Consider the following 23,024-nt stretch of genomic DNA (forward strand, 5'->3'; position numbering starts at 1 on the left):
GCCCGCGGCAAGCGCCGTCAGCGTATTCGGCAGTTTTTTGGCCGCGCCCGGCGACGGCTTCGAGGCGGGCTTCGCCGCGGCTGTCTTCGCGGCTGGCGGCTGGGCGGGCTTTGCAGCGGGTGTTGTCTTCGCCGCGCGCTTGACCGCAGGTTTCGCTGCCGGGTTGGCGCTTGCCTTCACCGGCGTCGAGGTTGCCGTTGGCTTGACGGCGGGAGTGGCTTTGGCCGGTGGCGCTTTCGACTTGGCGGCAGCGGCGGCCGGTTTTGAAGCTTTCGCCGCTTTTGCTTTCGCCGGGGCCGTTGTCTTTGTTGCTTTCGCCACCTCTAGCCTCCCTCGGTCGTTCTGTTGCCTGCTCCTGCTGCGCCGCCTCGATGTGGTGAGGCGTCCTCCGCTGCAGCGATGTCGCGGATTCCCGGAAATCCAGCGTGTCATCTATCTATTGCGACTATCGGCGGCCGTGCAAGTCTTGCCCCAGCGGCAGGACGGCAAAGATTTGCCGTCGAAATCCTTCCCGCGATGCCAGCTCAGGCAATGCCGTCCGGTCATCTCGGTGGCGAAACCCAGGCTTGTGGATTTTTGGCTTACGATTGCTGCGGTCAATGAAAAAATGCGGTCGTTAACAATCCCGTGATTAGCAGATTTTGCTATTTGTTTCTGCAGTTCGTCAAAGACCGAGAAATATTTTCTGCTTACGGTGGGGTAGGCAAACAGGGTGTTCCAAAGCCGGAAAAACGGTGCTTATATGCGCGCTTCGCGAGCCTATAGAGGGGCTTGGAAGAACATCAGGGAGTGCTCAATGAAAAAGAAACTGACTTTTGCAGCCGCGTTGCTGGCTGCAAGCGTCCTCGGCGGTGTGGCCAATGCCAAGACGCTGGTCTATTGCTCGGAGGCCTCACCGGCCAACTTCGACCCGGGTACCACGACGGGCGGCAACGACTTCGACGCCTCGTCGCGCACCGTCTATTCGCGCCTGGTCGAGTTCAAGCATGGCGGCACCGAAGTTGTGCCCGGTCTCGCCGACAAATGGGAGATTTCGGACGACGGCCTGGTCTATACTTTCCACCTGCATCCGGGCGTGAAGTTCCAGACGACGGATTTCTTCAAGCCGACGCGTGATTTCAATGCCGACGACGTCGTCTTTTCGTTCGATCGCCAGTTCAACAAGGAAAACCCCTGGAACGGCGAGAAGTACCTGCCGAACCTGACCTGGGACTACTACACCGGCATGGACATGCCGAAATACGTCGCCAAGTGGGAAAAGGTCGATGACCTGACCGTGAAGCTGACGCTGACCGAGCCGAACGCGCCGATGCTGGCCAATGTCGGCATGGACTTCGCCTCGATCGTGTCGAAGGAATATGCCGACCAGCTGGAAAAAGACGGCAAGATGGCCGACTTCTCGACCAAGCCGGTCGGTACAGGTCCGTTCCAGTTCGTCGACTACCAGCTGGATTCGGTCATCCGCTATGCGGCCAACCCGGACTACTTCAAGGGCAAGGAAAAGATCGACGATCTCGTCTTCGCGATCACGCCTGACGCCACCGCCCGCATCCAGAAGGTGCTCGCCGGCGAATGCGATATCGCGCCCTATCCGAATCCTGCCGACATCGGCACGATCAAGGCCAACGCCGACGTGACCCTGATGGATCAGGCTGGCCTCAACATCGGCTATATGAGCTACAACACCACCATCCCGCCGCTCGACAAGCCTGAAGTGCGCCATGCGCTCAACCAGGCGATCGATCGGGAATCGCTCATCAAGTCGCTGTTCCAGGACGCCGGCGCCACGCCGGCCGTAAACCTGATCCCGCCGACCATGTGGTCGTGGAACAAGGACGTGAAGTCCGACGCCTATGATCCGGAAGCCGCCAAGAAGGTGCTGGCCGATGCCGGATTGAAGGAGATCCAGCTTTGGGCCTCCGACCGCGTCCGTCCCTACAACCCGAACTTCCAGCGCGCCGCCGAACTGATCCAGGCTGACTGGGCCAAGGTCGGCGTCAAGGCGGAGATCGTCAGCTACGAGTGGACGAAGTACCGCGAAGAAGGCAAGAAGAAGGAACGCCCGGGCGCCTTCCAGATCGGCTGGACCGGTGACAATGGCGATCCGGACAATTTCTTCGCCACGCTGTTCGCCTGCTCGGCCATCGGCGTGTCGAACTACTCCAGCTGGTGCGACAAGGACTTCGAGGATCTGATCCAGAAGGCCAAGAAGACCAGCGACCAGGCCGAACGCACCAAGCTCTATGAAGAGGCGCAGGTTGTCTTCCAGAAGCAGGCTCCGGCCTTCCTCATGGCACACAGCCAAGTCTACGCAGTCGTGCGCAAGAATGTCAGCGGCTTCATGATGGACCCGCTCGGCATTCATCGCTTCGACGGCGTCGACAAGGCCGAATAGAACTGTTAGGCGGGCGGCGCGCAATCAGGCGCCGCCCGCTTTTCAAGATGCTCCGATATCTCCTAAACAAAATCGTCTTGGTGCTGCCGACGCTGATCGGCATCACCATCTGCGCCTTCGCTTTCGTCAGGCTGCTGCCCGGCGATCCCATTCTTGCCATGGCCGGCGAGCATGGCGTGTCGCCCGAGCGTTACGCGGAACTGAAGGAACAGTTCGGCTACAATTTGCCGATCTGGCAGCAATACGCGCATTATGTCCGCGATGCCGCGACCGGCAATTTCGGCGTGTCGATTTCGTCCAAGCGGCCGGTCATCGAAGATTTCATGACGCTGTTCCCGGCAACCATCGAGCTCTCCGTCTTCGCCATGATCTTCGCCATGGTGCTGGCCATACCGGCCGGCATCATTGCTGCGGTCAAACGCGGCTCCTGGTTCGACCAGGGGCTGATGGGCACCGCCCTTGTCGGCTATTCCATGCCGATTTTCTGGTGGGGTCTGCTGCTGATCATCTTTTTCTCCGGCTATCTCGGCTGGACCCCGGTTTCAGGCCGCATCGGCCTTCAGTTCTTTATCAAGCCGATCACCGGCTTCTTGACCCTCGACAGCCTGCTCTACGGCAAGTGGGATGCTTTCCGCTCGGCATTGAGTCACCTGGTGCTGCCGACAATTGTGCTCGGCACCATCCCGCTGGCGGTGATCGCGCGCCAGACGCGCTCGGCCATGCTCGAAGTGCTGGGCGAAGACTATGTGCGGACCGCCCGCGCCAAGGGCCTGTCGTCGTCCCGCGTCATCGGCGTGCATGCGCTGCGCAATGCGCTGATCCCGGTGGTCACCACCATCGGCCTGCAGGTCAGTACCCTGCTCGCCGGCGCCATTCTCACAGAAACCATCTTCGCCTGGCCGGGCATCGGCAAGTGGATGGTCGAATCCATATCCAAGCGCGACTATGTCGTCGTGCAGTCAGGCTTGCTGCTGATCGCCCTTATCGTCATGGCGGTGAACCTGATCGTCGACGTGCTTTATGCCGTCATCAACCCGCGCATCAGGGCGGCGTGATGAGCCAGTCGACCGAAATCGCCCCGATGGCCGCCGGCAACCCTGACCGTCTGACCGGCTTCAGGACCTTCTGGCACTATTTCTCGGTAAACCGCGGCGCCGTCATCGGCCTGTTCGTCTTCATCCTTTTGGTGCTGGCCGCGCTCTTTGCACCGCTGCTGGCGCCCTATGCGCCCGACATCCAGGACAAGACCGCTTTCCTGCGTCCGCCGGCCTGGCAGGCGGGCGGCAGCATGGAATATCTGCTTGGCACCGACGCGGTCGGCCGCGACATGCTCTCGCGCCTGCTCTATGGCGCGCGTTTCTCGCTGCTCATCGGCGCCGTCGTGGTCACGCTGGCGCTTGTCGGCGGCATCACGCTCGGCCTTTTGGCCGGCTATTTCCGGGGCTGGGTCGACGTGGCGATCATGCGGGTCATGGATCTGATCCTGTCCTTCCCGTCGCTGCTCTTGGCGCTGGTTCTGGTCACCATCCTCGGCCCCGGCCTGTTCAACGCCATGCTGGCCATCGCGCTTGTCCTGCAACCCCACTTTGCCCGTCTGGTGCGCGCTGCCGTCATGGCCGAAAAGAGCCGCGAATATGTGGTCGCCGCCAAGGTCGCCGGCGCCGGCCATATAAGGCTTATGCTGCGCACCATCCTGCCCAATTGCCTGGCGCCGCTGATCGTCCAGGGCACGCTGTCCTTCTCCAACGCCATCCTGGAGGCGGCCGCTCTCGGCTTTCTCGGCCTTGGCGCCCAGCCGCCGACACCGGAATGGGGAACCATGCTCGCCTCGGCGCGTGAATTCATCCTGCGCGCCTGGTGGGTGGTGACCTTCCCCGGTCTGGCCATCCTCATCACCGTGCTTGCCATCAACCTGATCGGCGACGGTCTGCGCGATGCGCTCGATCCGAAGCTGAGGAGGTCGTAATGGCGCTGCTCGACATCCGCAATCTCGTCGTTGAGTTCCAGACCGCATCCGGCCCGTTCCGCGCGGTCGATGGCGTCTCGCTCCATGTGAACGAACGTGAAGTGCTGGCCATCGTCGGCGAATCCGGCTCCGGCAAGTCGGTGTCGATGTTGGCTGTGATGGGGCTGTTGCCGTGGACGGCGACGGTCACTGCCGACGAGATGAGCTTCAACGGCCGCGATCTCCTGAAGATGAGCCCGGCCGACCGGCGCAAGATCGTCGGCAAGGACATGTCGATGATCTTCCAGGAGCCGATGGCCAGTCTCAATCCGTGCTTCACCGTCGGCTTCCAGATCGAGGAGGTGCTGCGCTTCCATATGGGCATGGACAAGGCCCAGCGTCGCGAGCGCGCCATCGAATTGCTGACGCAGGTCGGCATTGCCGAGCCGGCCGAACGGCTGAACTCGTTTCCGCACCAGATGTCAGGCGGCCAGTGCCAGCGCGTGATGATCGCCATCGCCATCGCCTGCAATCCGAAGCTTCTGATCGCCGACGAGCCGACGACCGCGCTCGACGTCACCATCCAGAAGCAGATCCTCGACCTGCTGGTCTCGCTGCAGGTCAAATACGGCATGGGCCTGATCATGATTACCCACAATATGGGCGTCGTGGCCGAGACCGCCGACCGCGTCATCGTCCAGTACAAGGGGCGCAAGATGGAAGAGGCCGACGTGCTGTCGCTGTTTGAATCGCCGAAGAGCAATTACACCCGCGCGCTTTTGTCGGCACTGCCGGAAAATGCCGTCGGCGACCGGCTGCCGACCGTCTCGGACATGCTGTTCGAACCGGCTGCCGGGAGCGTCTGATGGGCATCAAGGTCGTCGAAGGCAAGGACATCGTGCGCGACTATCACGTCGGCGGCGGCCTGTTTCGCGGCGCGCGCACCGTGCATGCGGTCAAGGGCGTCTCGTTCAGCGTCGACAAGGGCAAGACGCTGGCCATCGTCGGTGAATCGGGCTGCGGCAAGTCAACGCTGGCGCGCATCATCACGCTGATCGATCCGGCAACGTCGGGCGAGCTGTTCATCGACGGCAACAAGGTCGACATCGCAAGGAACGGCCTGACCAGGGAGATGCGCCGCAAGGTGCAGATCGTCTTCCAGAACCCTTACGGATCGCTCAATCCGCGCCAAAAGATCGGAGATGTGCTGGGCGAGCCGCTGCTCATCAACACCGACAAGCCGGCCGAAGAGCGGCGCGACCTCGCCATGAGGATGCTGAAGAAAGTCGGCCTCGGAACCGAGCACTACAATCGCTATCCTCACATGTTCTCGGGCGGCCAGCGCCAGCGCATCGCCATTGCCCGCGCGCTGATGCTGAACCCGAGCCTGCTGGTGCTTGACGAACCGGTCTCCGCGCTCGATCTTTCGGTGCAGGCGCAGGTGCTCAACCTGCTCGCCGACCTGCAGGACGAATTCCAGCTGACCTATGTCTTCATCAGCCACGATCTGTCGGTCGTGCGCTACATCGCCGACGATGTGATGGTGATGTATTTCGGCGAAGCCGTCGAATACGGCTCGCGCGAGGAGGTCTTCGCCGACCCCAAGCACAACTACACCAGGACGCTGTTCGCCGCGACGCCGCGCGCCGACGTCGCCTCGATCAAGGCGCGGCTGGCGAAGAAGAAGGCCGCCTGACCTCCCACCGAGAATTGTTTTTGAACAATCGGAAATGCGTCGCGGCGGTGGTTTGCCGGCAGGATTGATCGCAATCTGCGAGCTGCCGGGCGCAAGCCGCGTCGCAGGTCGGGGTGCGCCCCATCACTCACCCGCTCCGTGCTGGTAAAGCTCGTCCATGCTGAGCATTGCCAGGGTTGCGAAGGGGGCCTGTTTTTTCACCCGACCGCGGCTCAAGATCACCACGTCGTCGCAGAACGATATGGTGCTGTAATGATGACTGATGACAATGGTGGTGCGGCGGCCGGCCCGCGATTTCAGCGTCTCGACAATAGCGGCTTCTGACAACCCATCCACCGCACTGGTGGCTTCGTCGAGGATGAGAATATCGGGATCGCGCACCAGCGCCCGCGCCAGGGCGATCCTTTGCCTTTGTCCGGCTGACAGGTTGATGCCCCGGTATCCGACCAGTGTCGCGTAGCCCTGCGGCAGGTGCTCGATGAATTGATGTGCCTCGGCCAGCCTTGCGGCGCGCATGGCGTCGCTGGCCGACGCCGTGTCGTAGCCGTAGATAATGTTTTCAAAAATGGTGCCGTCGACCAGTTCCAGCTCCTGACTGGCCAGGGCAATGTTCCGCCGCCACTGGCTTGGGTCCACTTCATCGAGCGGTGCCCCATCGACGAGGATCCTGCCGCTGTCGGGTTTGACGAAGCGGCACAGGAGATTGACGATCGTCGTCTTGCCGGCGCCCGAGCGGCCGATCAGCGCCGTCGAGCGGCCGCTGCGGATGTCGAACACCGCCTTATGCAGCACCGCCTCGCGCGCGTCGGGGTCTGACAGGGGACCGGAATAGGCGAAGCTCACGTCATCAAAGCTGATCCCTTGGCGCAAGCCGTCGAACGGCAGGCTGCCCTGCGGCGCCTCGGGCTTGTCGGAAGGATCGAGCAGCCATTGTACCTCCTCCAGCGAGCCGCTCATGCCTTGCAACTGACTCCAGGACATCTGCAAGGCGCGCATATGCGGCTGCAGTCGGTAGAGCAGGATGAGGAAGGCGACGGTCAGCGGGAAGCTTACATTCGCCAGCCAGGCTCCGATCACCACCGCCAGGAACAGCATCGCGTGCAACACCTCGGTCAGTGGCGGCAAGACGCCCTGGCGGATTGAAAGCACGAAAGCCGCCCGCCGCACCCCGTCGGACGCTTTGGCGAAGACCGCCTTTTCGCGGTTCTCCTGCCCGAAGATGCGAATTAGGCGCCCGGCATGCACCAGATGCAGCATCTGCGACGCCAGTGCGCTGTTGCGCGAGACGACGCTGCGGCTCGGCGCCTTCAGATTGGACGACAAAACCCCGTGCGCCAGTTGGACGAGCGCCAGCCCTAGCGTCACCAGCAGCGTCATCTGCCAAGAGAGGAGCAGGAGGAAGGCGAGCAGGATGACGGCGGCCGAGGCACTGACGATCGCGCCGAGCAGGGCCTGGATAGCGTCGGATGCTCGCCAGGATTCGTTGGAGATGATGTTGAGCAGCCGCCCGGGGCTTTGCTGCAGGAAAAAGGGGTAGCCGACCCTGAGCAACTGCTCCGACAGTGCGCTACGGATCGAATAACCTGCCTTGCCGTAGATGTAGCTGGTCAGCAGCGTGTTGGCGAAGGCAAAGACATTTTTCAGTACGATCGAACCGAGGATCGCGGCCGAAATGGCGATCAGCCGCTGGCGCTCGCCGAGGTCCGCTCCAACCTGCTGGAGGAGGGCGGAGAAACCGGCCATGCCTGATGTTTCGCCACGTCCCATAATGATGCCAAGCAGCGGAATGATGAGACCGATGCCGAGGCCTTCCAGCGCGGCGCCCGCAAGCCCGAGCCCCACCACGACGGGAACGAGCCGCAACAGCCTGCCACCAAGCGCGCGGCGCAGCATTGGCAGGGCTGACGGAATCAGTGACATTATCGCGCTCTGGCCTCCGCATTGGCTTCGCTGGCTTCTCGGTCGTGGCGCAGCGGCAGCCGTTTTGGCCATCCCATCATGACGAGCAGCGCAAATCTGGCGGCACCTGCCAGATTCATAACGACAATAGGCCAGTGCGACAGATCGAGGTCGCGGTCAAAGCGAGGACGGCCCGCCAGTTCCCTGAACGCGGCCCGCGCGGACCAATAGACATGGCGAAGCAGCCAAGGGGCGTGGCGGACATGTTTCAGGCACAGCGCACCATTACCGAGGCTATAGTCGCGGTGCAGCCTGTCGATCGATTTGCGGTCTCGCCGGCCGTGATGATGCAAGACCGTCATGTCGGGCACATACTCGACCGGCATGCCGAGCAGCATCGCCCGCACGAGATAATCAGTATCTTCAGCCGAGCGTAGCGGGCCGCCAGCGCCGAAGCGTTCGTCGAACGACCCGATGCGGGCCGCGACGTCGCGGTGCATGGTCATGTTGCAGCCGAGCACGAAGCCGCCGGGGTGGACCGCCGGGGTCAGCCGCTCGCTTGCCTCGCAGAGCTTTATGGTGAAGGGCAGGTCCCGGGCATCACCGAGCTCGACCCGGCCGCCGCGGATCAGCCACTTCTCGCCACTCCGGTAGTGCCGCTCCAGGTCGCGGAGATAGTCGCGGTCGAGCTTGCAGTCGTCGTCGACGAAGACCAGCACGCGGCCTCGCGCTCGCGCCAATCCGGCATTGCGGGCAGCGGCTAGTCCGGGGCGAGTCTCCGAGACGGCTGTGACTGGGATGTCGGAAGTTTCGGCGATAGCGGCCAGCCGCTTTGACGTGCCGTCCCGTGAACCATTATCGACCACCACCAACTCTGCCGCGAAGGTGGCGTGCACCCGGCATGCCGCCTGGATCGAGGCTATGCAAGCCTCCAGCACAGCGGCGCGGTCGCGCGTGCAGACGATGAAACTGACCTCGAGCGACGGCCGCTCCGATCGGGGAGATGTCGGGACAGGCGCACTCGCAAACTGGTGATCGCGCAGGAGCGGGTGGGGCCTGTCGGTCATACCAGTCCCCGCTGATAACGCGCAAGCACCGCTTCGGCCGGCGTGGTTTTGAAGAAGTAGGCCACCGCGTCCGCCCGCTTTCCGGCCCTTATCGAGAGCAGGCTGAGCCAAGGCGCCCAGACGCCGGGACGCAGCGCATATTGTTCGCGGCGCCGGATGAAATTCCATCTCGCCGTCCGCGTGAGCAATTCGTGGGTCAGCGGCGGTTCTCCTTCGTCGCCGACGAGTTGGTAGAGGAAATAGAACAGGTTCAGCGCGCCTGCCTCGAAGCTTGGCCGTGTGTCGGTCGGCAGCTCGGAAATCCGCTCTTCAAGCGCACGGATGAAATCGGCTGCGCGCGAAACCGTGTCGAAAGAGACGGCCTCGCCGATGTCGCGCAGATCCGCTGTGGTTTCCGCAAGCCCCTCACGCTCGAGATTTTCGGCCACGATCCGCAAATGCGTCCTGCGCATTTCCTTGGCATGCCGCATGGTCACGCTTCCCGCATGGATGCGATAGACGAGCAGGCTATCGGGCAATATGGTCGCCGGGAAACGGCCGGCAAGCCGTCTGAAGAGATCAAAATCCTCGGCATGCCTATATTTTGGATCGTAATAGAGATCGTTGTTCCCAATAACCTTCCTGTTATAGATCACCGTCGGATGTAAGAATATCGTAAAGAACATAGACAATATGTCGAGCCGGCCGAGCCGGAACACCGGGTCTAGCCTGCCTTTGGCGATACGGCCGTGAAGCAAGGTATCGACGCAGGCGCCGCAGAAGCCGAGATCGGGCCGCCGCTCGAACAGTGCGACCTGGCGCGAGAGGCGCCGGGGATAGGCGACATCGTCCGCATCCATTCGCGCAACAAGCTCGCCCTGGGCCAGCCGTAGCCCTTCATTGAGGGTGGCGACGAGGCCGCGGTTCTCACGCGAGATGACAGAAACGCGATTGTCTGCCCGGCGGTATCGTTCGAGAATCTCGAGCGAGTTGTCAGTCGATCCGTCATCGATAGCGATGACCTCCAGGCGATCGTAGTCTTGCCGCAGAATGCTCTCCAGCGCAGCGGTGAGATAAGGCCCGGCATTGTAGACCGGCAGCAGGACGGAGACGAGCGGCGCGGTGGTCATCTCTGCGCATCCGTTCGCCGGAGTTCGAGTGCGGCGCGGCCATCGGGGGATCCGCCGGAATAGGCGTCCGCCGCCCTGCCGAGCCAGCCGGGATCGCCAGCGCGTGCCTGGGAGCGGCGGCGCGCTACATAGGGGAAGCGGCGCTTTAGGCCGTTGAGCGGCTTTTCGAAAGCCGTCCACGAGATCGAAGCGACGGCGATCGTGGCGGCGCTCGCGACCAGGAAACGCCCTGGCCCCTGCTCCGAGACGTTGAGCGGGATCCAGGGCTGTGACTTGACGGCGAGCGACAGAAGGATCGGATGGTAAAGATAGACGCCGTAGCTGATGCGGCCCAGTGACAGCAGCGGTGGCAGTTCGAAAACCCTGCCGAGGACGCCGCCAAGGCCGGCTGAACAGGCGGCCACAACGGCCACCAGCGGCACTAGGGGCAGGATCTGCAGCAACGCCCAGCGGGCCCATTCCAGCATAGGATCGGCCGGCGCAGGGATAAGCCACTCAATCGCCAGGAAGACAGCCGCAAGGGCTGGCCAGCCTAGCCGCATCCATTGCGGCAGGCCGGCGCCTCTGGTCCGCCGGCAGGCAAGCAAAGCACCAAACGCCAGCGCGTCCATCGATGCTGGCGGCAGCAGGTCGCGCGCTAGCGCCGGGGTGGCGGTGATCGGCCAGTAGAAGCGATAGGCCAGCGACAACAGGATGACGCCGATAGTGATCGCTTCCACCCGCCGGCGGGGTGCGAGAAGCACGACCAGCGGCCAGGCGATATAGAACTGCTCCTCGATGCTCAGGCTCCAGAAATGGCAGAGTAGCCAGGGCGTCCATTCGTTGCGCAGCGCGTACCAAAAATTCGACAGGTAAAGCGCATGCCAGACGAGCGATCCACTGGACTGCTCCAGATCGGTCAGCCAGACGAACCCAAGCACGGCGAAATAGGGCGGGAATATGCGCAGCGCGCGCCTGATGTAGAAGGAACTCAATGCAGGGCCGGCTTTGAATTCGGCCGCGGCGCGCGCTTCGAGCAGCAGTCGTGTGATCAGGAAGCCGCTCAGCACAAAAAAAAGCCGCACCCCGATGTGGCCCCAAAAGGAGGACCCGTTGGGTGCAAGGAAATGGGAATAGAGAACCATCGTGACAGCGATGGCGCGCACAGCGTCCAACTGATTGTCACGCGCGACCGCCATCAGGCATTTCCGCCGGTCTGAAATCTCCGATGAAGCCAGCGGCCCTGCATTCCGGGCCTCAGGTCGAGGCCTGCCAGCGTCGAGAGTGCGCCGACAACATCAAACCCGCGCCTTGTGCGCGGGGCAGCCTCGAAATCGGTGCTGGCCAGCGAAAAATTCAAGCTGATCAACTTGGCGGAATCCTCCACGGCGCACTTCCCAGTACCAAATCCCCCAAGAAATGGTGCAACCGGGCAATGGTGCAGTGCAACACAAAATATCTATCGAGCTGTAATATTCGTGTGAGTTAGTGCTAAAAATGGGTATGATTTGCGAGTGCGTTGCGTCGCTGAGGGTTTTTCACGTCCGCAATGCAGTATGAGCAGTAGTACCATGTCAGAAAAGGCACGGTTTAATTACACAACAATAATCCGGAGTGTCTGATATAGGTCAAAATCGGCGAAGATTATTCTAAGATAGTGGTTTTGTATCTTATAAATTATGCTTGTATTGTCGGGTTCTCTAGGCTGTCGATCTTGCGCGATGCAGCATAGTCGATGGTCAAGCGTCTGACGACGCAATCCTGTGGCGGCGGCCATATGGCGCATGTCGACGAGGCAGACAGGAAGTGCCGGTGTTGGCGTAGGGAGTGACGTGCATTAGCCTTGCACCTGCCGTCACGCTTGCGTCGGATGGAGAACTGGTGCCGCTTAGGTGACTCGAACACCTGACCCCATCATTACGAATGATGTGCTCTACCAACTGAGCTAAAGCGGCCCGGGAAGCGCGAGGTTCCAGGATCGGCTGGGTGATAGACTCAACCGGCCGCTAATTCAAGATGGGCAACCGCGATTTCGAGCCGGCATCCGGCAATTCGTCCCGTCATTTTCCATTGGCGCGGAATAAGCCATCGCCTCGTTTGCTTTTTCGATTACGCGGAGACGTCGCGCCGGACTGCGCGCAAATTGCCCGGCAAGGCGGCAAACGGACTGATTTTATTGCTAGAAAGCATCGAAATGGGCGTTGAACAGGCCTGTAAGGCAGAATGCGGGCGCTCGCCCGTTGATTGATTGGTCGCCTGCGGCTAACGATCATGGCAATGTAAGCGAACGGACAGGGGAATTCGCTTGGACGCGATCGAAAAAGCGATCCGCAACGCCTTCGAGAAAGGCAACGCCGAGGACCGGGCATTTCGCGAGAGGGTCTATCGGTCGGCTTTCGCGGCGCTCGACCGCGTGCTCCAGGCCAATCCCGGCGTGACGGTGGAAGCCGCCATCAAGCGCCGCAAGGCGGTCCAGGAAAAGATCGCCGAGATCGAATCCGAATTCCTGCCCGCGGTCCCCGATGTCGCCGCGCCGACGCAGAGCGCCGCGCCGACGCAGAGCGCTGCGCAGACGCAGAGCGCTGCGCAGACACAAGATACCGCGCTGACGCAACGCGTTGCGCAGCCGCAAGACGCCGTACAGGGCGCCGCCGAAGCGCCCGCGGTCGATGCCCCGACAGGTGTCGCGGCCGGACCGTCGCCGGCGATCGTCGTTGATGGACCGGTTCAGCCGGAGGCATCCGACGCGCCGCGTTCGCGCGTGCTGCCGGTCGTCCCCGACATCATGCCTGACGCCACGCTGCCCGGCGCCCCGGCGATCGATATGGCCGATTCCGCGCCGGCCGAGGCCGCGGCGGAAGTGGCGCCTGACCGCGATGAAAGGCGGATAAGGGGCCGCCGCCTGCCGCTGACGGCGATCTTCTTTGGCGTGACGTTGCTCGCCGCCGCCGGCATCGGCCTCTATTTCGCCGTGCAGACCGGGGTGTTCAAGACGCCGGCGCAGCTCGACACGGCGCCGCCCGAAGCGCCGCCGACCGTCGACGATGACGACTTCACGCCGCCTGCCGGTACAACTGAGCCGCAGCAGCCTGGCGCGCCGCAGCAGCCTGGTGTCGCCGAACAGACGCGCGACTGGATCAACGTGTTTACACCCACCGATCCAACGCATGTGGCGACCCCGTCCGACGCCAAGGCCGATGTCGTGCAGGACGACACCGGCTCCTTCCTGCGCATCCGCTCCGGTGCTTCCGGCTCGGCCATCAGCTTCGATGTCGGGCAGGGCGTGCTGGAGAAGCTTGCCGGCAAACATGCCGTGTTCGACATCGTCGCCCGCGCCGAGGACGGCAAGAACACGCAGATCTCCGTCGACTGCAATTTCGGCGATCTCGGCGATTGCGGCCGCAAGCGCTATGCGGTCGGCCAGCAGCGTAACGAATATCTGTTCGACGTGAAATTCCCCGACAAGCCCCCGGGCGCCGCCGGCAGCATCGCCATCAACTCCGACTTCGACAAGCAGGGCAAGGCGGTCGACATCTACGAGATCCGCGTCTCGATCGAACCGTGAGCGCTGCCTAGCGATCCAGCAGCGCCTGCAGCGTCTCGATGCGGTCGGCTTCGGCGGTCGGCTTGTCCCAGCGCAGCCGTGAGATGCGGGGAAATCGCATCGCAACGCCGGATTTGTGGCGAGTCGAACGGTTGAGACCTTCGAACGCCACCTCCAGCACCAGGCCTTGGCTGCGGTCGGCGCGCACCGAGCGCACCGGGCCGAAACGCTCGACCGTGTTGTCGCGGACAAATTTGTCGATCTGCTTCAGCTCCTCGTCGGTGAAGCCGAAATAGGCCTTGCCGACCGGCACCAGTTCCTCTGCGCCTTCCGGCCCCGACCAGACGCCGAACGTATAGTCGGAATAAAAGCTTGACCGCTTGCCATGGCCGCGCTGCGCATACATCAGCACAGCATCGACCGTGTGCGGATCGCGCTTCCACTTGAACCACGGGCCTTTCGGCCGTCCCGCGAGATAGGGCGAATCCCAGCGCTTCAGCATCACGCCTTCGATGATCGGGTGCGGCGGCGCGCGGCGCAGTTCCTCCAGCGTTTGCCAATCCGGGAATTCGACGAATGGCGACAGATCGAAACGGTGCGGGTCCAGCGTTGTGATGAAGGCCTCAAGACGGGCCCGCCGCTCGCGGAAAGGTAGCGCGCGCAAATCTTCGCCGTTGATCTGCAGCGCATCGTAGCAGCGCATGAACGCCGGGTATTGCTGCTGTATCTTCGGGGCCACGCTCTTGCGATTGAGCCGCTGTTGCAGGTCCGAAAAGGTGCCGGTCGCCACCGGCTCGCCGACCAGCAATTCACCATCGAGCGCGGCGGAAAAATCCATTGCCTGGGCGAGATCGGGAAATGCGCCGGACACATCGTCGCCGGTGCGCGAATAGAGCCGGCGCACGCCGCCCTCGCACACCGCCTGAACGCGGATGCCGTCCCATTTCCATTCCGCGGCATAGTCGGCCGGATCGAGCTTTTCGAGGTCGCCGTCGCCGACCGGGTTCGACAGCATCACCGGACTGAACAGGGCAAGTGCGGTCCGCTTCGGCTTCTCGGCCTTGCCTTCCAGCCACGCGAACAGCGAGATATAGGGCGGTGTCAGCCCGTGCCACAGCTCCTCGATCTCGGCGATATCGACCTTGCCGAAATCGGCCAGCGCCTGTTTGGCCAGCCGCGCCGAAACGCCGATGCGCAAGCCGCCGGTGACCAGCTTGATGATGGCAAAGCGCGCCGAAATGCCGGCGCTGTCGAGCAGCCCGGCCAGCACCTTGGGTCCGTCGGAGCGGCTCGCCGCCTGCAGCGTCGCCACGACGTCGCCAAGCGTCGGCTCCCGGTTGGGGATATGTCCCGGCGTTTGCGGCCAGACCAGCGACACGGTTTCTGCGAGGTCGCCGACATAGTCGTAGGAATAGCCGAACAGCACCGGATCCATGCGCTCGGTGACCAGCGTGCGCAGCATCGCCGGCTTGACCGCCGCAATGTTGAGGTCGCCGGTGATCGCCGCCAGCGCCAGCCCGCGGTCGGGGTCCTCGACGCTGCGGAAATAGTCGACGAGCAGCGTCAGCTTGCCATTGCGCGACGGCGTCAGCACCAAGCGGTCGAGGAGTTCGGCAAAGCGGTTCATGGATGCAAGGACCGCGTTGACGGCAGAGGTTTGCGTTCTGGCACACCCTCCTCTGTCCTGCTGGACATCTCCCCCGCAAGGGGGGAGATTGGCAGCCTTGATCTTGCCGCCCATCTTGCGAGGTTGGCGATTGGCGAAAGCGGAGGTGACATCTGATCTCCCCCCTTGCGGGGGAGATGGCCGGCAGGCCAGAGGGGGGTGGGAAGGATCGCCGCGCCGGCGATTTCTGGATCAAAAATCACCATCAATCGCCCTCGTCCTCATATCCCACCAGGTGCAGTGGCCTGGCGGCGATGCCTTCCAGCTCGCACCAGCGCACCAGCGCTTCCTCGCGGCCGTGCGTCACCCAGATTTCGCCGGCGCCCGTCTCCTTGACGGTAGCGGTCAGTTCATCCCAGTCGGCATGGTCGGAAATGATCAGCGGCAGTTCGACGCCGCCTTGCTTGGCGCGCTGGCGGATGCGCATCCAGCCCGAGGCGAAGCATGAGATCGGGTCGGGAAAGCGCCGCGCCCAGCGGTCGGCGAAGGCCGATGGAGGGCCGACAACGATGGCCCCAGTGAAATCCTGCTTGCCGCCGCTGTCGACGGTTGCCGGCTCCAGCGTGCCGAGGTCGATGCCCTGGCTCTGGTAATATTCGCTGAGCTTGGCCAGCGCGCCGTGGATATAGATCGGCCTGTCATAACCGGCATCGCGCAGCAGCCGCATCACCCGCTGTGCCTTGCCCAGCGCATAGGCGCCGACCAGATGCGATCGCTCGGGAAACTGCGCCGCCGATTTGAGCAGCCGGGCGATCTCCTCCGTGTCGGGCGGATGGTGAAACACCGGCAGGCCGAAGGTCGCCTCGGTGATGAAGACGTCGCATTGGACCGGTTCGAACGGTGCGCAGGTCGCGTCCTTCTGGCGCTTGTAGTCGCCGGAGGCGACGATGCGCCTGCCCTTGTGCTCGACCGCGATCTGCGCCGAGCCCAGCACATGGCCGGCCGGATGGAAGGTGACGCTGACATCGTTCAGCGCCATCGCTTCGCCAAGCACGGCCGCTTGCGTTGTCCCGGCAAAATCCTCGCCATAACGCAACCCCATAATGTCGAGTGTCTGCTGCGTAGCCAGCACCGAACGATGGCCGGATCGGGCATGGTCGGAATGGCCATGCGTGATCAACGCCCGGTTGACTGGCCGCACCGGGTCGATGAAGAAATCGCCGCATGGGCAATAAAGGCCTTCAGGCCGGGGATGGAGCAGGTCGCTGGCGCGCATCCACTGAAGATAGTGGCTAATTCCAGCGCGGGAAGCCTGTTGCAAGAGACTGCTGACTCGGCCTACAGCCAGCCACCGGCCGCATCAGCCGGCGGGGCCATCGCCATGCAACCGCTGAAAATCTCGTCCGGCGACCTGACCGCCGACCGTCGCGCCGACTATGCCGAGATGCTTTTCGGCTCGGGCGAGCACGCGGCAGCGGCGGAGCTGCTGCTCGGCGCGCTGGAACTGGCGCCGCAATGGGCGGCGGGCTGGTTCCGCCTGGGCGAGATGCAGGAGGCAACGGGGCTGCTCGACCTGGCGACGCAGGCCTGGGCGGCTGTGCTGAAACTGGACCCGGCGGATCGCCTGGGTGCTGCGCTGAAGCTGCAGCTGATCGGCAAGGCGCCGGCTGCCGCAGCGCCACCCAGCGCCTTCGTCGAGACGCTGTTCGACCACTATGCCGAGACTTTCGAGGACTCGCTGGTCGACAAGCTCGGCTACCGGCTGCCGGAGTTTCTCGATCGCGCCATTCGCGCGGCAAGACCGGGCCGCTTTTCGCTGGCGCTCGATCTCGGTTGCGGCACCGGTCTGATGGGCGAGAAACTGCGGCCGGTCGCCGAACGGCTGGAGGGCTACGATATCTCCGCCGCCATGCTGAAAAAGGCCCGCGCCAAGGGCGTCTACGACCTGCTCGCCAAGGCCGATCTGCAGCATTTTGCCTATGCCGGGCCGAAAGCCGATCTGGTGGCGGCGGCCGACGTGTTCATCTATGTCGGCGCGCTCGATCGCGTGGTGAAGACCGTCGCCGGCATTCTGGCCACCAATGGCCTGTTTGCCTTTTCCGTCGAAACGCCAGCCAAGGGCGGGGCGGGCGGCGACGCCGGTTTTGCGCTGCAGCCGTCTCGTCGCTACGCCCATTCTCAAGCCTATGTCGAGCGGGTGCTTGCGGCAAACGGCCTGTCGGTGCTGTCGATGCAGCCGACCGTCATCCGCTGGGATCGCCGCCAGCCGGTCGGCGGGCTTGCCGCGCTGGCGGTGCCCTCGTCCAAGGGTTGATGTCTCGTCTTGTTCGAAAACGTGAATAAGATTTTTGCGGCTGGCGCGGCATCAGGTAGGATACAAGCCGAGAAAAGCCCTCGGCAGGCATTGAGGAGGAACACATGCGCTGGAACATGATGGTCTTGGCGTCCTGCCTAGCGATGGCCGGCTGCAGCAGCTCGATGTCGGAGCGGCAGGACCAGGACGTACAATCGTCGCTGCAGTATGACAATGTGCCTTGCGACCAGTTGCTGGCGCAGCGCAACGAACTGGCGCAGCAATACCATCTGTCGACGGACGCCAAGCCGAGCTTCTCCAATCCGGCGATGGGCTTCGGCCCGTTCACGCCGGATATGCGCTCCAAAAGCAAGCGCGACACCGACCTGGCAAGCGGCCAGATCGATGCCATGAACCGCTCGATCGTCCGCCGCGACTGCGGCACGCCCAACAAGCAGAAGAAGTTCAGTCTGCCGAGCTGAACCTGGACTTCCTCAGTACCCCGCCTTGCGGTCGACCACGTTATCAAGCTTTTCGCCGCGCTCGAAGGCATCCATCTGCCGCAACATGCTCGGCGCCAGGTGGACAGGGTCGGAGGTCGCCGCCGCGTGCGGCGTCACGAACACTTTCGGGTGACTCCATAGCGGACTGGTCTTCGGCAGCGGCTCGACCTCGAACACGTCGAGGCTCGCCTCCTTCAGCGTGCCGTCGCCCAGCGCGCGCAATATGTCGGCGTCCTTCTGCAGCCGGCCGCGCCCGGCATTGATCAGCACCGAGCCGCCGAGGCCGTTGCGCTTGCGCAATTCCTTCAGCACGCCGTAATTGATGATGCCGTGCGTATCCGGCGTCAGCGGCAGCAGCACCACCAGTATGTCGGTGGCGTTGAGGAAGGGGATCAGCCCGGCCTCTCCGGCATAGGTCGCAACGCCTTTCATGGCCTTGTCGCTCCGCGACCAGCCATTGACGGCAAAGCCGAGCGACAACAGCACCGATGCCGCCGCGCGGCCGAGATTGCCGAGCCCCATAATGCCGACCGAGATGTCACCGGCCGGCCGCTGCGGCGGTTCGTGCCAGGTCTTCTTCGGCTGCTGCGCACGATAGAGCATGCCCTGGCGGTGATGGTCGAGCACGCGCCAGACGACATATTCGGTCATGTACTGGGTGAGGTTGTCGGCTACCACTTTGACGATCGGCACATCGGGCAGGCCGGGATCGGCGAAGATATGGTCGACGCCGGCGCCGATCGAGAAGATTGCGCGTAGATTGGGCAGCGATTTCAAGAGGTTCGGCTTCTGCTTCCACACCACCGCATAGGTGATCGACGGATCCGAAGCGCCGTCCGGCTCCAGCACCACTTCGCGCTCGGCCGACAGCAGCTCGCGCCAGCGCTGCGGATGAAAGCCGGTGACGGCAAGCAGGATTTTGCCTTTTTCCATTTGCGGATTGTATTCCCTGTTATTCGCTGACGATACCGACCGGCGCCGTCTCGATCTTGAACGCGGCCGAGATCAGCGCCTTCGTATAGTCGGTCTGCGGCCGCTCGAAAATCTGTTCGGAAGGGCCGGCTTCGACGATCTTGCCATTGCGCATGACGATGACGTCATTGGCAAGGGCGCGAATGACTTTCAGATCGTGGCTGATGAACAGATAGGCAAGGTCGTGCCTGGCCTGCAGATTGCGTAAGAGGTCGACCACTTGCGCCTGCACGCTCATGTCGAGCGCCGAGGTCGGTTCGTCCAGCATGACGAAGCGTGGATTGAGCACCATGGCGCGCGCAATGGCGACGCGCTGGCGCTGGCCGCCGGAGAATTCATGCGGATAGCGGTTCCTGGTCGCCGGATCGAGCCCGACCTCCTTCAGCACGGCGACGACCTTGTCGTCGCGTTGATCGGGCGACAGCTTCGGCTCGTGGATCTTCAAGCCTTCCTCGATGATCTCCGAGACCGACATGCGCGGGCTGAGCGAGCCGAACGGGTCCTGGAAAACGATCTGCAACTCGCGGCGCAGCGGCCGCATGGCGTTGAAGGAAAGCTGGTTGATGTCGCTGCCATTGAACTGGATGGTGCCGGTCGATGAGATCATCCGCGCCAGCGCCAGCCCGAGCGTCGTCTTGCCGGAGCCGGATTCGCCGACGACGCCGAGGGTCTGGCCGGCGCGCACGGTGACGTCGATGCCGTCAACTGCCTTCACATTGTCGACGGTGGTGCGAAAGAAACCCTTCTTGATCGGGAACCAAACCTTGATGTTCTTGCCTGTCATCACCGGCTTGGCGGCATCGTTGGCGGCCGGCGGCTTGCCCTTCGGCTCGGCGGCCAGGAGGTGCTTGGTATAAGCGTGCTGCGGGTTGGCGAAGATGTCCCTGGTCGGCCCGGTCTCGACGATCTTGCCTTTGGTCATCACGCAGACGCGGTCGGCGATCTTTTTGACAATGCCGAGATCATGGGTGATGAACAGCATTGACATGCCCTTGCGGCTCTTCAGCCCCGCCAGCAATTCGAGGATCTGCGCCTGCACGGTGACGTCGAGCGCCGTCGTCGGCTCGTCGGCGATCAGCAGTTCAGGCTCGTTGGCCAGCGCCATGGCGATCATGACGCGCTGGCGTTGGCCGCCGGACAATTGGTGCGGATAGGCGTCGAGCCGCTTTTCCGGTTCGCGAATGCCGACCTCGTTGAGCAGCGCCAGCGTGCGCGCCTTGGCCTGGCGGTCGCCCATGCCCTGATGCAGCGCCAGGATCTCGACGATCTGCTGCTCGATCGTGTGCAGCGGATTGAGCGAGGTCATCGGCTCCTGGAAGATCATGGTGATCTTGTTGCCGCGCACGCTGCGCAACTGCTTTTCGTTCATCGCCAAAAGGTCGGCGCCCTGGAACAGGATCTTGCCCGAGGGATGGCTGGCCGTCGGGTAGGGCAGAAGCTTCAGCACCGACAGCGCCGAGACCGATTTGCCGGAACCGGATTCGCCCACAAGCGCCACCGTCTCGCCCTTGGCGAGATCGAAGGAGATGTGGTCGACGGCGGTCGACTGGTTGCCGCCTTGGGTGAAGGCAACGCTGAGATCGCGGACGGAGAGCAGGAGTTCGCTGCTCATCGGAACGCCTTGCGCGGGTCGAAAGCATCGCGCGTTGCTTCACCGATGAACACCAACAGCGACAGCATCAGCGAGATGACGATGAAGCCCGATATACCGAGCCAGGGGGCATTGAGGTTACTCTGCGCCTGTTTTAGCAGTTCGCCGAGCGACGCGGTGCCGGGCGGCAGGCCGAAGCCGAGATAGTCGAGCGAGGTCAGTGTCGAGATCGAGGCGCTGACCAGGAAAGGCATGAAGGTCAGCGTCGCCACCATGGCATTAGGCAGAAGATGGCGCAGCACGATGGTGCGGTTGGACACACCAAGCGCGCGGGCCGCGTTGACATATTCGAAGTTGCGTGCACGCAGGAATTCGGCGCGCACCACGCTGACAAGCGACGTCCAGGAGAACAGCAGCATCAGCCCAAGCAAGATGAAGAAGCCCGGCGGCAGGATGGCGGCGACGATCAGCAGCAGATACAGCAGCGGTATCGCCGACCAGATTTCTATGAAGCGTTGAAAGAGAAGGTCGGTCCAGCCGCCGAAATACCCTTGCAGCGCGCCGGCGGCGACGCCGATAACCGACGAACCCGCAGTCAGGATCAACCCGAACAGCACGGAAATCCTAAACCCGTAGATGATGCGCGCCAGCACGTCGCGCGCCTGGTCGTCGGTACCCAGCCAGTTCCAGTTGCCGACAATGCAGTCAGGATCGGCAGCGCCTTGCGGATATTGGCTGCATCGCCTCTGCGCGTCATACTCCCATGACGGTTTTGCGGGAGCGGCGTCGGGGATCGCATTGTTGACGGTGCGGTAGGAATAGCGGATTGGCGGCCAGATCATCCAGCCATTGGCGTTGATCTCGTCGCGGATGACCGGGTCGCGATAGTCGGTGACGGCGTAGAAGCCGCCGAATTTTTCCTCGGGGTAGGCGACCGCCACCGGGAACAGGATCTCGCCTTTGTAGTAGGCGACGATCGGTCTGTCGTTGGCGATCAGTTCGGCAAACAGCGACAGCACGAACAGAGCGAGGAATATCCACAACGACCAGTAGCCGCGCCTGTTGGCCTTGAAGTTCTGCCAGCGCCGCTTGTTGAGCGGCGACAGCCAGGGGCGGGCGATCCTTATCGGTGTGATCTCGGCTGCAGCCTGCGTCATCAGACGTCTCTCCGCTCGAAATCGATGCGCGGATCGACCCATGTGTAGATCAGGTCGGACAACAGCGTCACGAACAGGCCAAGCAGCGAAAATATATAGAGGTTGGCGAACACGACCGGATAGTCGCGCGCCAACACGGACCTGAAACCGAGCAGCCCGAGACCGTCGAGGGAAAAGATGTTCTCGATCAAAAGCGAGCCGGTGAAAAAGGCCGAGATGAAGGCCGCTGGAAAGCCGGCAATGACGATCAGCATTGCGTTGCGGAACACATGTCCGTAAAGCACCCGCCGCTCCGACAGGCCCTTGGCACGGGCCGTCACCACATACTGTTTGCGTATCTCTTCCAGGAAGGAGTTCTTGGTCAGCAGCGTCGTCGTCGCGAAGGCCGACAGCACCAGCGCCGTCAGCGGCAAGGTCATGTGCCAGAAATAATCGACGATCTTGTCGGGCCACGACAATTGGTCCCAATTGTCGGAGACGATGCCGCGCAGTGGGAACCAGTCCCAGAAGGAACCGCCCGCGAACAGCACCATCAGCAATATGCCGAACAGGAAGGCCGGTATGGCATAGCCGACGATGATCACGCCGCTGGTCCAGACGTCGAAGGCGGAGCCGTCCTTGACCGCTTTGCGGATGCCAAGGGGGATCGAGATCAGATAGGACAACAGCGTGATCCACAGCCCAAGCGAGATCGACACCGGCATCTTCTCCAGGATCAGATCGAGAACCGAGATGTCACGGAAATAGCTGTCGCCGAAATCGAAGCGGGCATAGTTCCATAGCATCATGCCGAAGCGTTCGAGCGGTGGTTTGTCGAAGCCGAATTGCTTTTCCAGCTTCTTGATGAATTCAGGATCGAGCCCTTGCGCGCCGCGGTACTTCGAACCGACATCGCCGGCCACATCGAAATTGCCGCCGCCTCCTGCATCGCCGCCGCCGCTGCCGAGGCGGTCGCTGCCGCCCTGGTTGGTCAGGCTGGCGATGACCTGCTCGACCGGTCCACCCGGTGCGAATTGAGTGACGACGAAAGCAACAGCCATGATGCCGAACAGGGTCGGTATCATCAGCAGGATACGGCGCAGTATGTAGGCGCCCATCAGCTTTCACCCTCCCCTTGTGGGGAGGGTCGATCCGCGAAGCGGAGCGGGGTGGGGGTAGTCTCGATCCGGCGTACGCCGTCACACCCACCCCGGTTCGCCATTCGCGCTGCGCACGAAGTGCTCACCGACCCTCCCCACGAGGGGGAGGGTAAAGTGCCGCGCAACAGC

At 62.8% G+C, this 23,024-nt stretch carries 19 protein-coding genes and 1 tRNA gene; 9 read left to right on the forward strand and 11 right to left on the reverse strand.

Annotated elements, in window-relative coordinates; translation table 11 throughout:
- Window positions 1–37: 37 nt before the first annotated feature.
- The 6 genes from NLY44_RS25880 (at window position 38) to NLY44_RS25905 (ending at window position 6,036) form a co-directional block, all read left to right on the forward strand.
- A complete protein-coding gene (locus NLY44_RS25880; protein WP_245263855.1) occupies window positions 38–631 on the forward strand; it encodes a hypothetical protein in 594 nt (197 codons plus the stop codon).
- A gap of 165 nt (window positions 632–796) precedes the next feature.
- Window positions 797–2,395 (forward strand): ABC transporter substrate-binding protein, encoded by a 1,599-nt coding sequence (locus tag NLY44_RS25885; RefSeq protein WP_023806311.1) that lies wholly within the window; start codon window positions 797–799, stop codon window positions 2,393–2,395.
- A gap of 47 nt (window positions 2,396–2,442) precedes the next feature.
- Window positions 2,443–3,450, forward strand: coding sequence for an ABC transporter permease subunit (locus NLY44_RS25890; protein ID WP_023669492.1), 1,008 nt, complete (start codon window positions 2,443–2,445; stop codon window positions 3,448–3,450).
- Window positions 3,451–3,476: 26 nt separating this feature from the next.
- Window positions 3,477–4,361 (forward strand): ABC transporter permease subunit, encoded by an 885-nt coding sequence (locus NLY44_RS25895; protein WP_050485757.1) that lies wholly within the window; start codon window positions 3,477–3,479, stop codon window positions 4,359–4,361.
- Entirely contained in the window at window positions 4,361–5,206 is an 846-nt protein-coding gene (locus NLY44_RS25900; RefSeq protein WP_023688781.1) for an ABC transporter ATP-binding protein, read from the forward strand. The genes NLY44_RS25895 and NLY44_RS25900 overlap by 1 nt, the downstream gene beginning before the upstream one ends.
- Complete coding sequence (locus NLY44_RS25905; protein ID WP_023688780.1) at window positions 5,206–6,036, forward strand: dipeptide ABC transporter ATP-binding protein; 831 nt, start codon at window positions 5,206–5,208, stop codon at window positions 6,034–6,036. Before NLY44_RS25900 ends, NLY44_RS25905 begins: the two co-directional genes overlap by 1 nt.
- A gap of 123 nt (window positions 6,037–6,159) precedes the next feature.
- Here the strand turns inward: NLY44_RS25905 and NLY44_RS25910 are convergent, their stop codons facing one another.
- The 5 genes from NLY44_RS25910 to NLY44_RS25930 form a co-directional block, all read right to left on the reverse strand.
- Window positions 6,160–7,956 carry an ABC transporter ATP-binding protein gene (locus NLY44_RS25910; RefSeq protein WP_031202782.1) on the reverse strand — a complete coding sequence of 599 codons (1,797 nt, stop codon included), beginning with the start codon at window positions 7,954–7,956 and terminating at the stop codon, window positions 6,160–6,162.
- Entirely contained in the window at window positions 7,956–9,002 is a 1,047-nt protein-coding gene (locus NLY44_RS25915) for a glycosyltransferase family 2 protein (RefSeq protein WP_023682048.1), read from the reverse strand. Before NLY44_RS25915 ends, NLY44_RS25910 begins: the two co-directional genes overlap by 1 nt.
- Window positions 8,999–10,111 (reverse strand): glycosyltransferase family 2 protein, encoded by a 1,113-nt coding sequence (locus NLY44_RS25920; RefSeq protein ID WP_023682047.1) that lies wholly within the window; start codon window positions 10,109–10,111, stop codon window positions 8,999–9,001. Before NLY44_RS25920 ends, NLY44_RS25915 begins: the two co-directional genes overlap by 4 nt.
- Window positions 10,108–11,289, reverse strand: a complete 1,182-nt coding sequence (locus NLY44_RS25925) for an acyltransferase family protein (protein ID WP_023806310.1) — start codon at window positions 11,287–11,289, stop codon at window positions 10,108–10,110. Before NLY44_RS25925 ends, NLY44_RS25920 begins: the two co-directional genes overlap by 4 nt.
- A gap of 680 nt (window positions 11,290–11,969) precedes the next feature.
- A tRNA-Thr gene (locus NLY44_RS25930) sits at window positions 11,970–12,045 on the reverse strand.
- A 350-nt stretch (window positions 12,046–12,395) separates the two neighbouring features.
- Between NLY44_RS25930 and NLY44_RS25935 the strand changes: the two genes are divergently transcribed.
- Entirely contained in the window at window positions 12,396–13,655 is a 1,260-nt protein-coding gene (locus NLY44_RS25935; protein ID WP_023806308.1) for a hypothetical protein, read from the forward strand.
- A 7-nt stretch (window positions 13,656–13,662) separates the two neighbouring features.
- Here NLY44_RS25935 and NLY44_RS25940 read toward each other — a convergent pair whose 3' ends face one another.
- Window positions 13,663–15,261 carry a cisplatin damage response ATP-dependent DNA ligase gene (locus tag NLY44_RS25940; protein WP_023806307.1) on the reverse strand — a complete coding sequence of 533 codons (1,599 nt, stop codon included), beginning with the start codon at window positions 15,259–15,261 and terminating at the stop codon, window positions 13,663–13,665.
- A 244-nt stretch (window positions 15,262–15,505) separates the two neighbouring features.
- The gene (locus NLY44_RS25945) at window positions 15,506–16,516 is read right to left on the reverse strand and encodes a ligase-associated DNA damage response exonuclease (RefSeq protein ID WP_023731394.1); all 1,011 of its coding nucleotides are present in this window, start codon (window positions 16,514–16,516) and stop codon (window positions 15,506–15,508) included.
- Window positions 16,517–16,621: 105 nt separating this feature from the next.
- On the opposite strand from NLY44_RS25945, the gene NLY44_RS25950 reads away from it, so the two are divergent.
- Together NLY44_RS25950 and NLY44_RS25955 are read left to right on the forward strand one after the other, a co-directional pair.
- A complete protein-coding gene (locus NLY44_RS25950) occupies window positions 16,622–17,554 on the forward strand; it encodes a class I SAM-dependent DNA methyltransferase (protein WP_023699440.1) in 933 nt (310 codons plus the stop codon).
- A gap of 104 nt (window positions 17,555–17,658) precedes the next feature.
- Window positions 17,659–18,015, forward strand: a complete 357-nt coding sequence (locus NLY44_RS25955; protein ID WP_023692609.1) for a hypothetical protein — start codon at window positions 17,659–17,661, stop codon at window positions 18,013–18,015.
- 12 nt (window positions 18,016–18,027) lie between these two features.
- Here NLY44_RS25955 and NLY44_RS25960 read toward each other — a convergent pair whose 3' ends face one another.
- From NLY44_RS25960 to NLY44_RS25975, 4 genes are read right to left on the reverse strand one after another with little or no spacing between them, the layout of a single operon-like run.
- Window positions 18,028–18,969 carry a 2-hydroxyacid dehydrogenase gene (locus NLY44_RS25960; RefSeq protein ID WP_023682039.1) on the reverse strand — a complete coding sequence of 314 codons (942 nt, stop codon included), beginning with the start codon at window positions 18,967–18,969 and terminating at the stop codon, window positions 18,028–18,030.
- A 19-nt stretch (window positions 18,970–18,988) separates the two neighbouring features.
- Window positions 18,989–20,620: an ABC transporter ATP-binding protein gene (locus tag NLY44_RS25965; RefSeq protein WP_023806306.1), complete on the reverse strand. Its 1,632-nt coding sequence runs from the start codon at window positions 20,618–20,620 to the stop codon at window positions 18,989–18,991.
- Window positions 20,617–21,756, reverse strand: coding sequence for an ABC transporter permease (locus NLY44_RS25970; RefSeq protein WP_023806305.1), 1,140 nt, complete (start codon window positions 21,754–21,756; stop codon window positions 20,617–20,619). Before NLY44_RS25970 ends, NLY44_RS25965 begins: the two co-directional genes overlap by 4 nt.
- Entirely contained in the window at window positions 21,756–22,853 is a 1,098-nt protein-coding gene (locus NLY44_RS25975) for a microcin C ABC transporter permease YejB (protein ID WP_023669509.1), read from the reverse strand. The genes NLY44_RS25970 and NLY44_RS25975 overlap by 1 nt, the downstream gene beginning before the upstream one ends.
- Between the last annotated feature and the right edge of the window lie 171 nt (window positions 22,854–23,024).

This window comes from Mesorhizobium sp. C089B (assembly GCF_030323125.1).
In the GTDB taxonomy this organism is placed as follows: domain Bacteria; phylum Pseudomonadota; class Alphaproteobacteria; order Rhizobiales; family Rhizobiaceae; genus Mesorhizobium.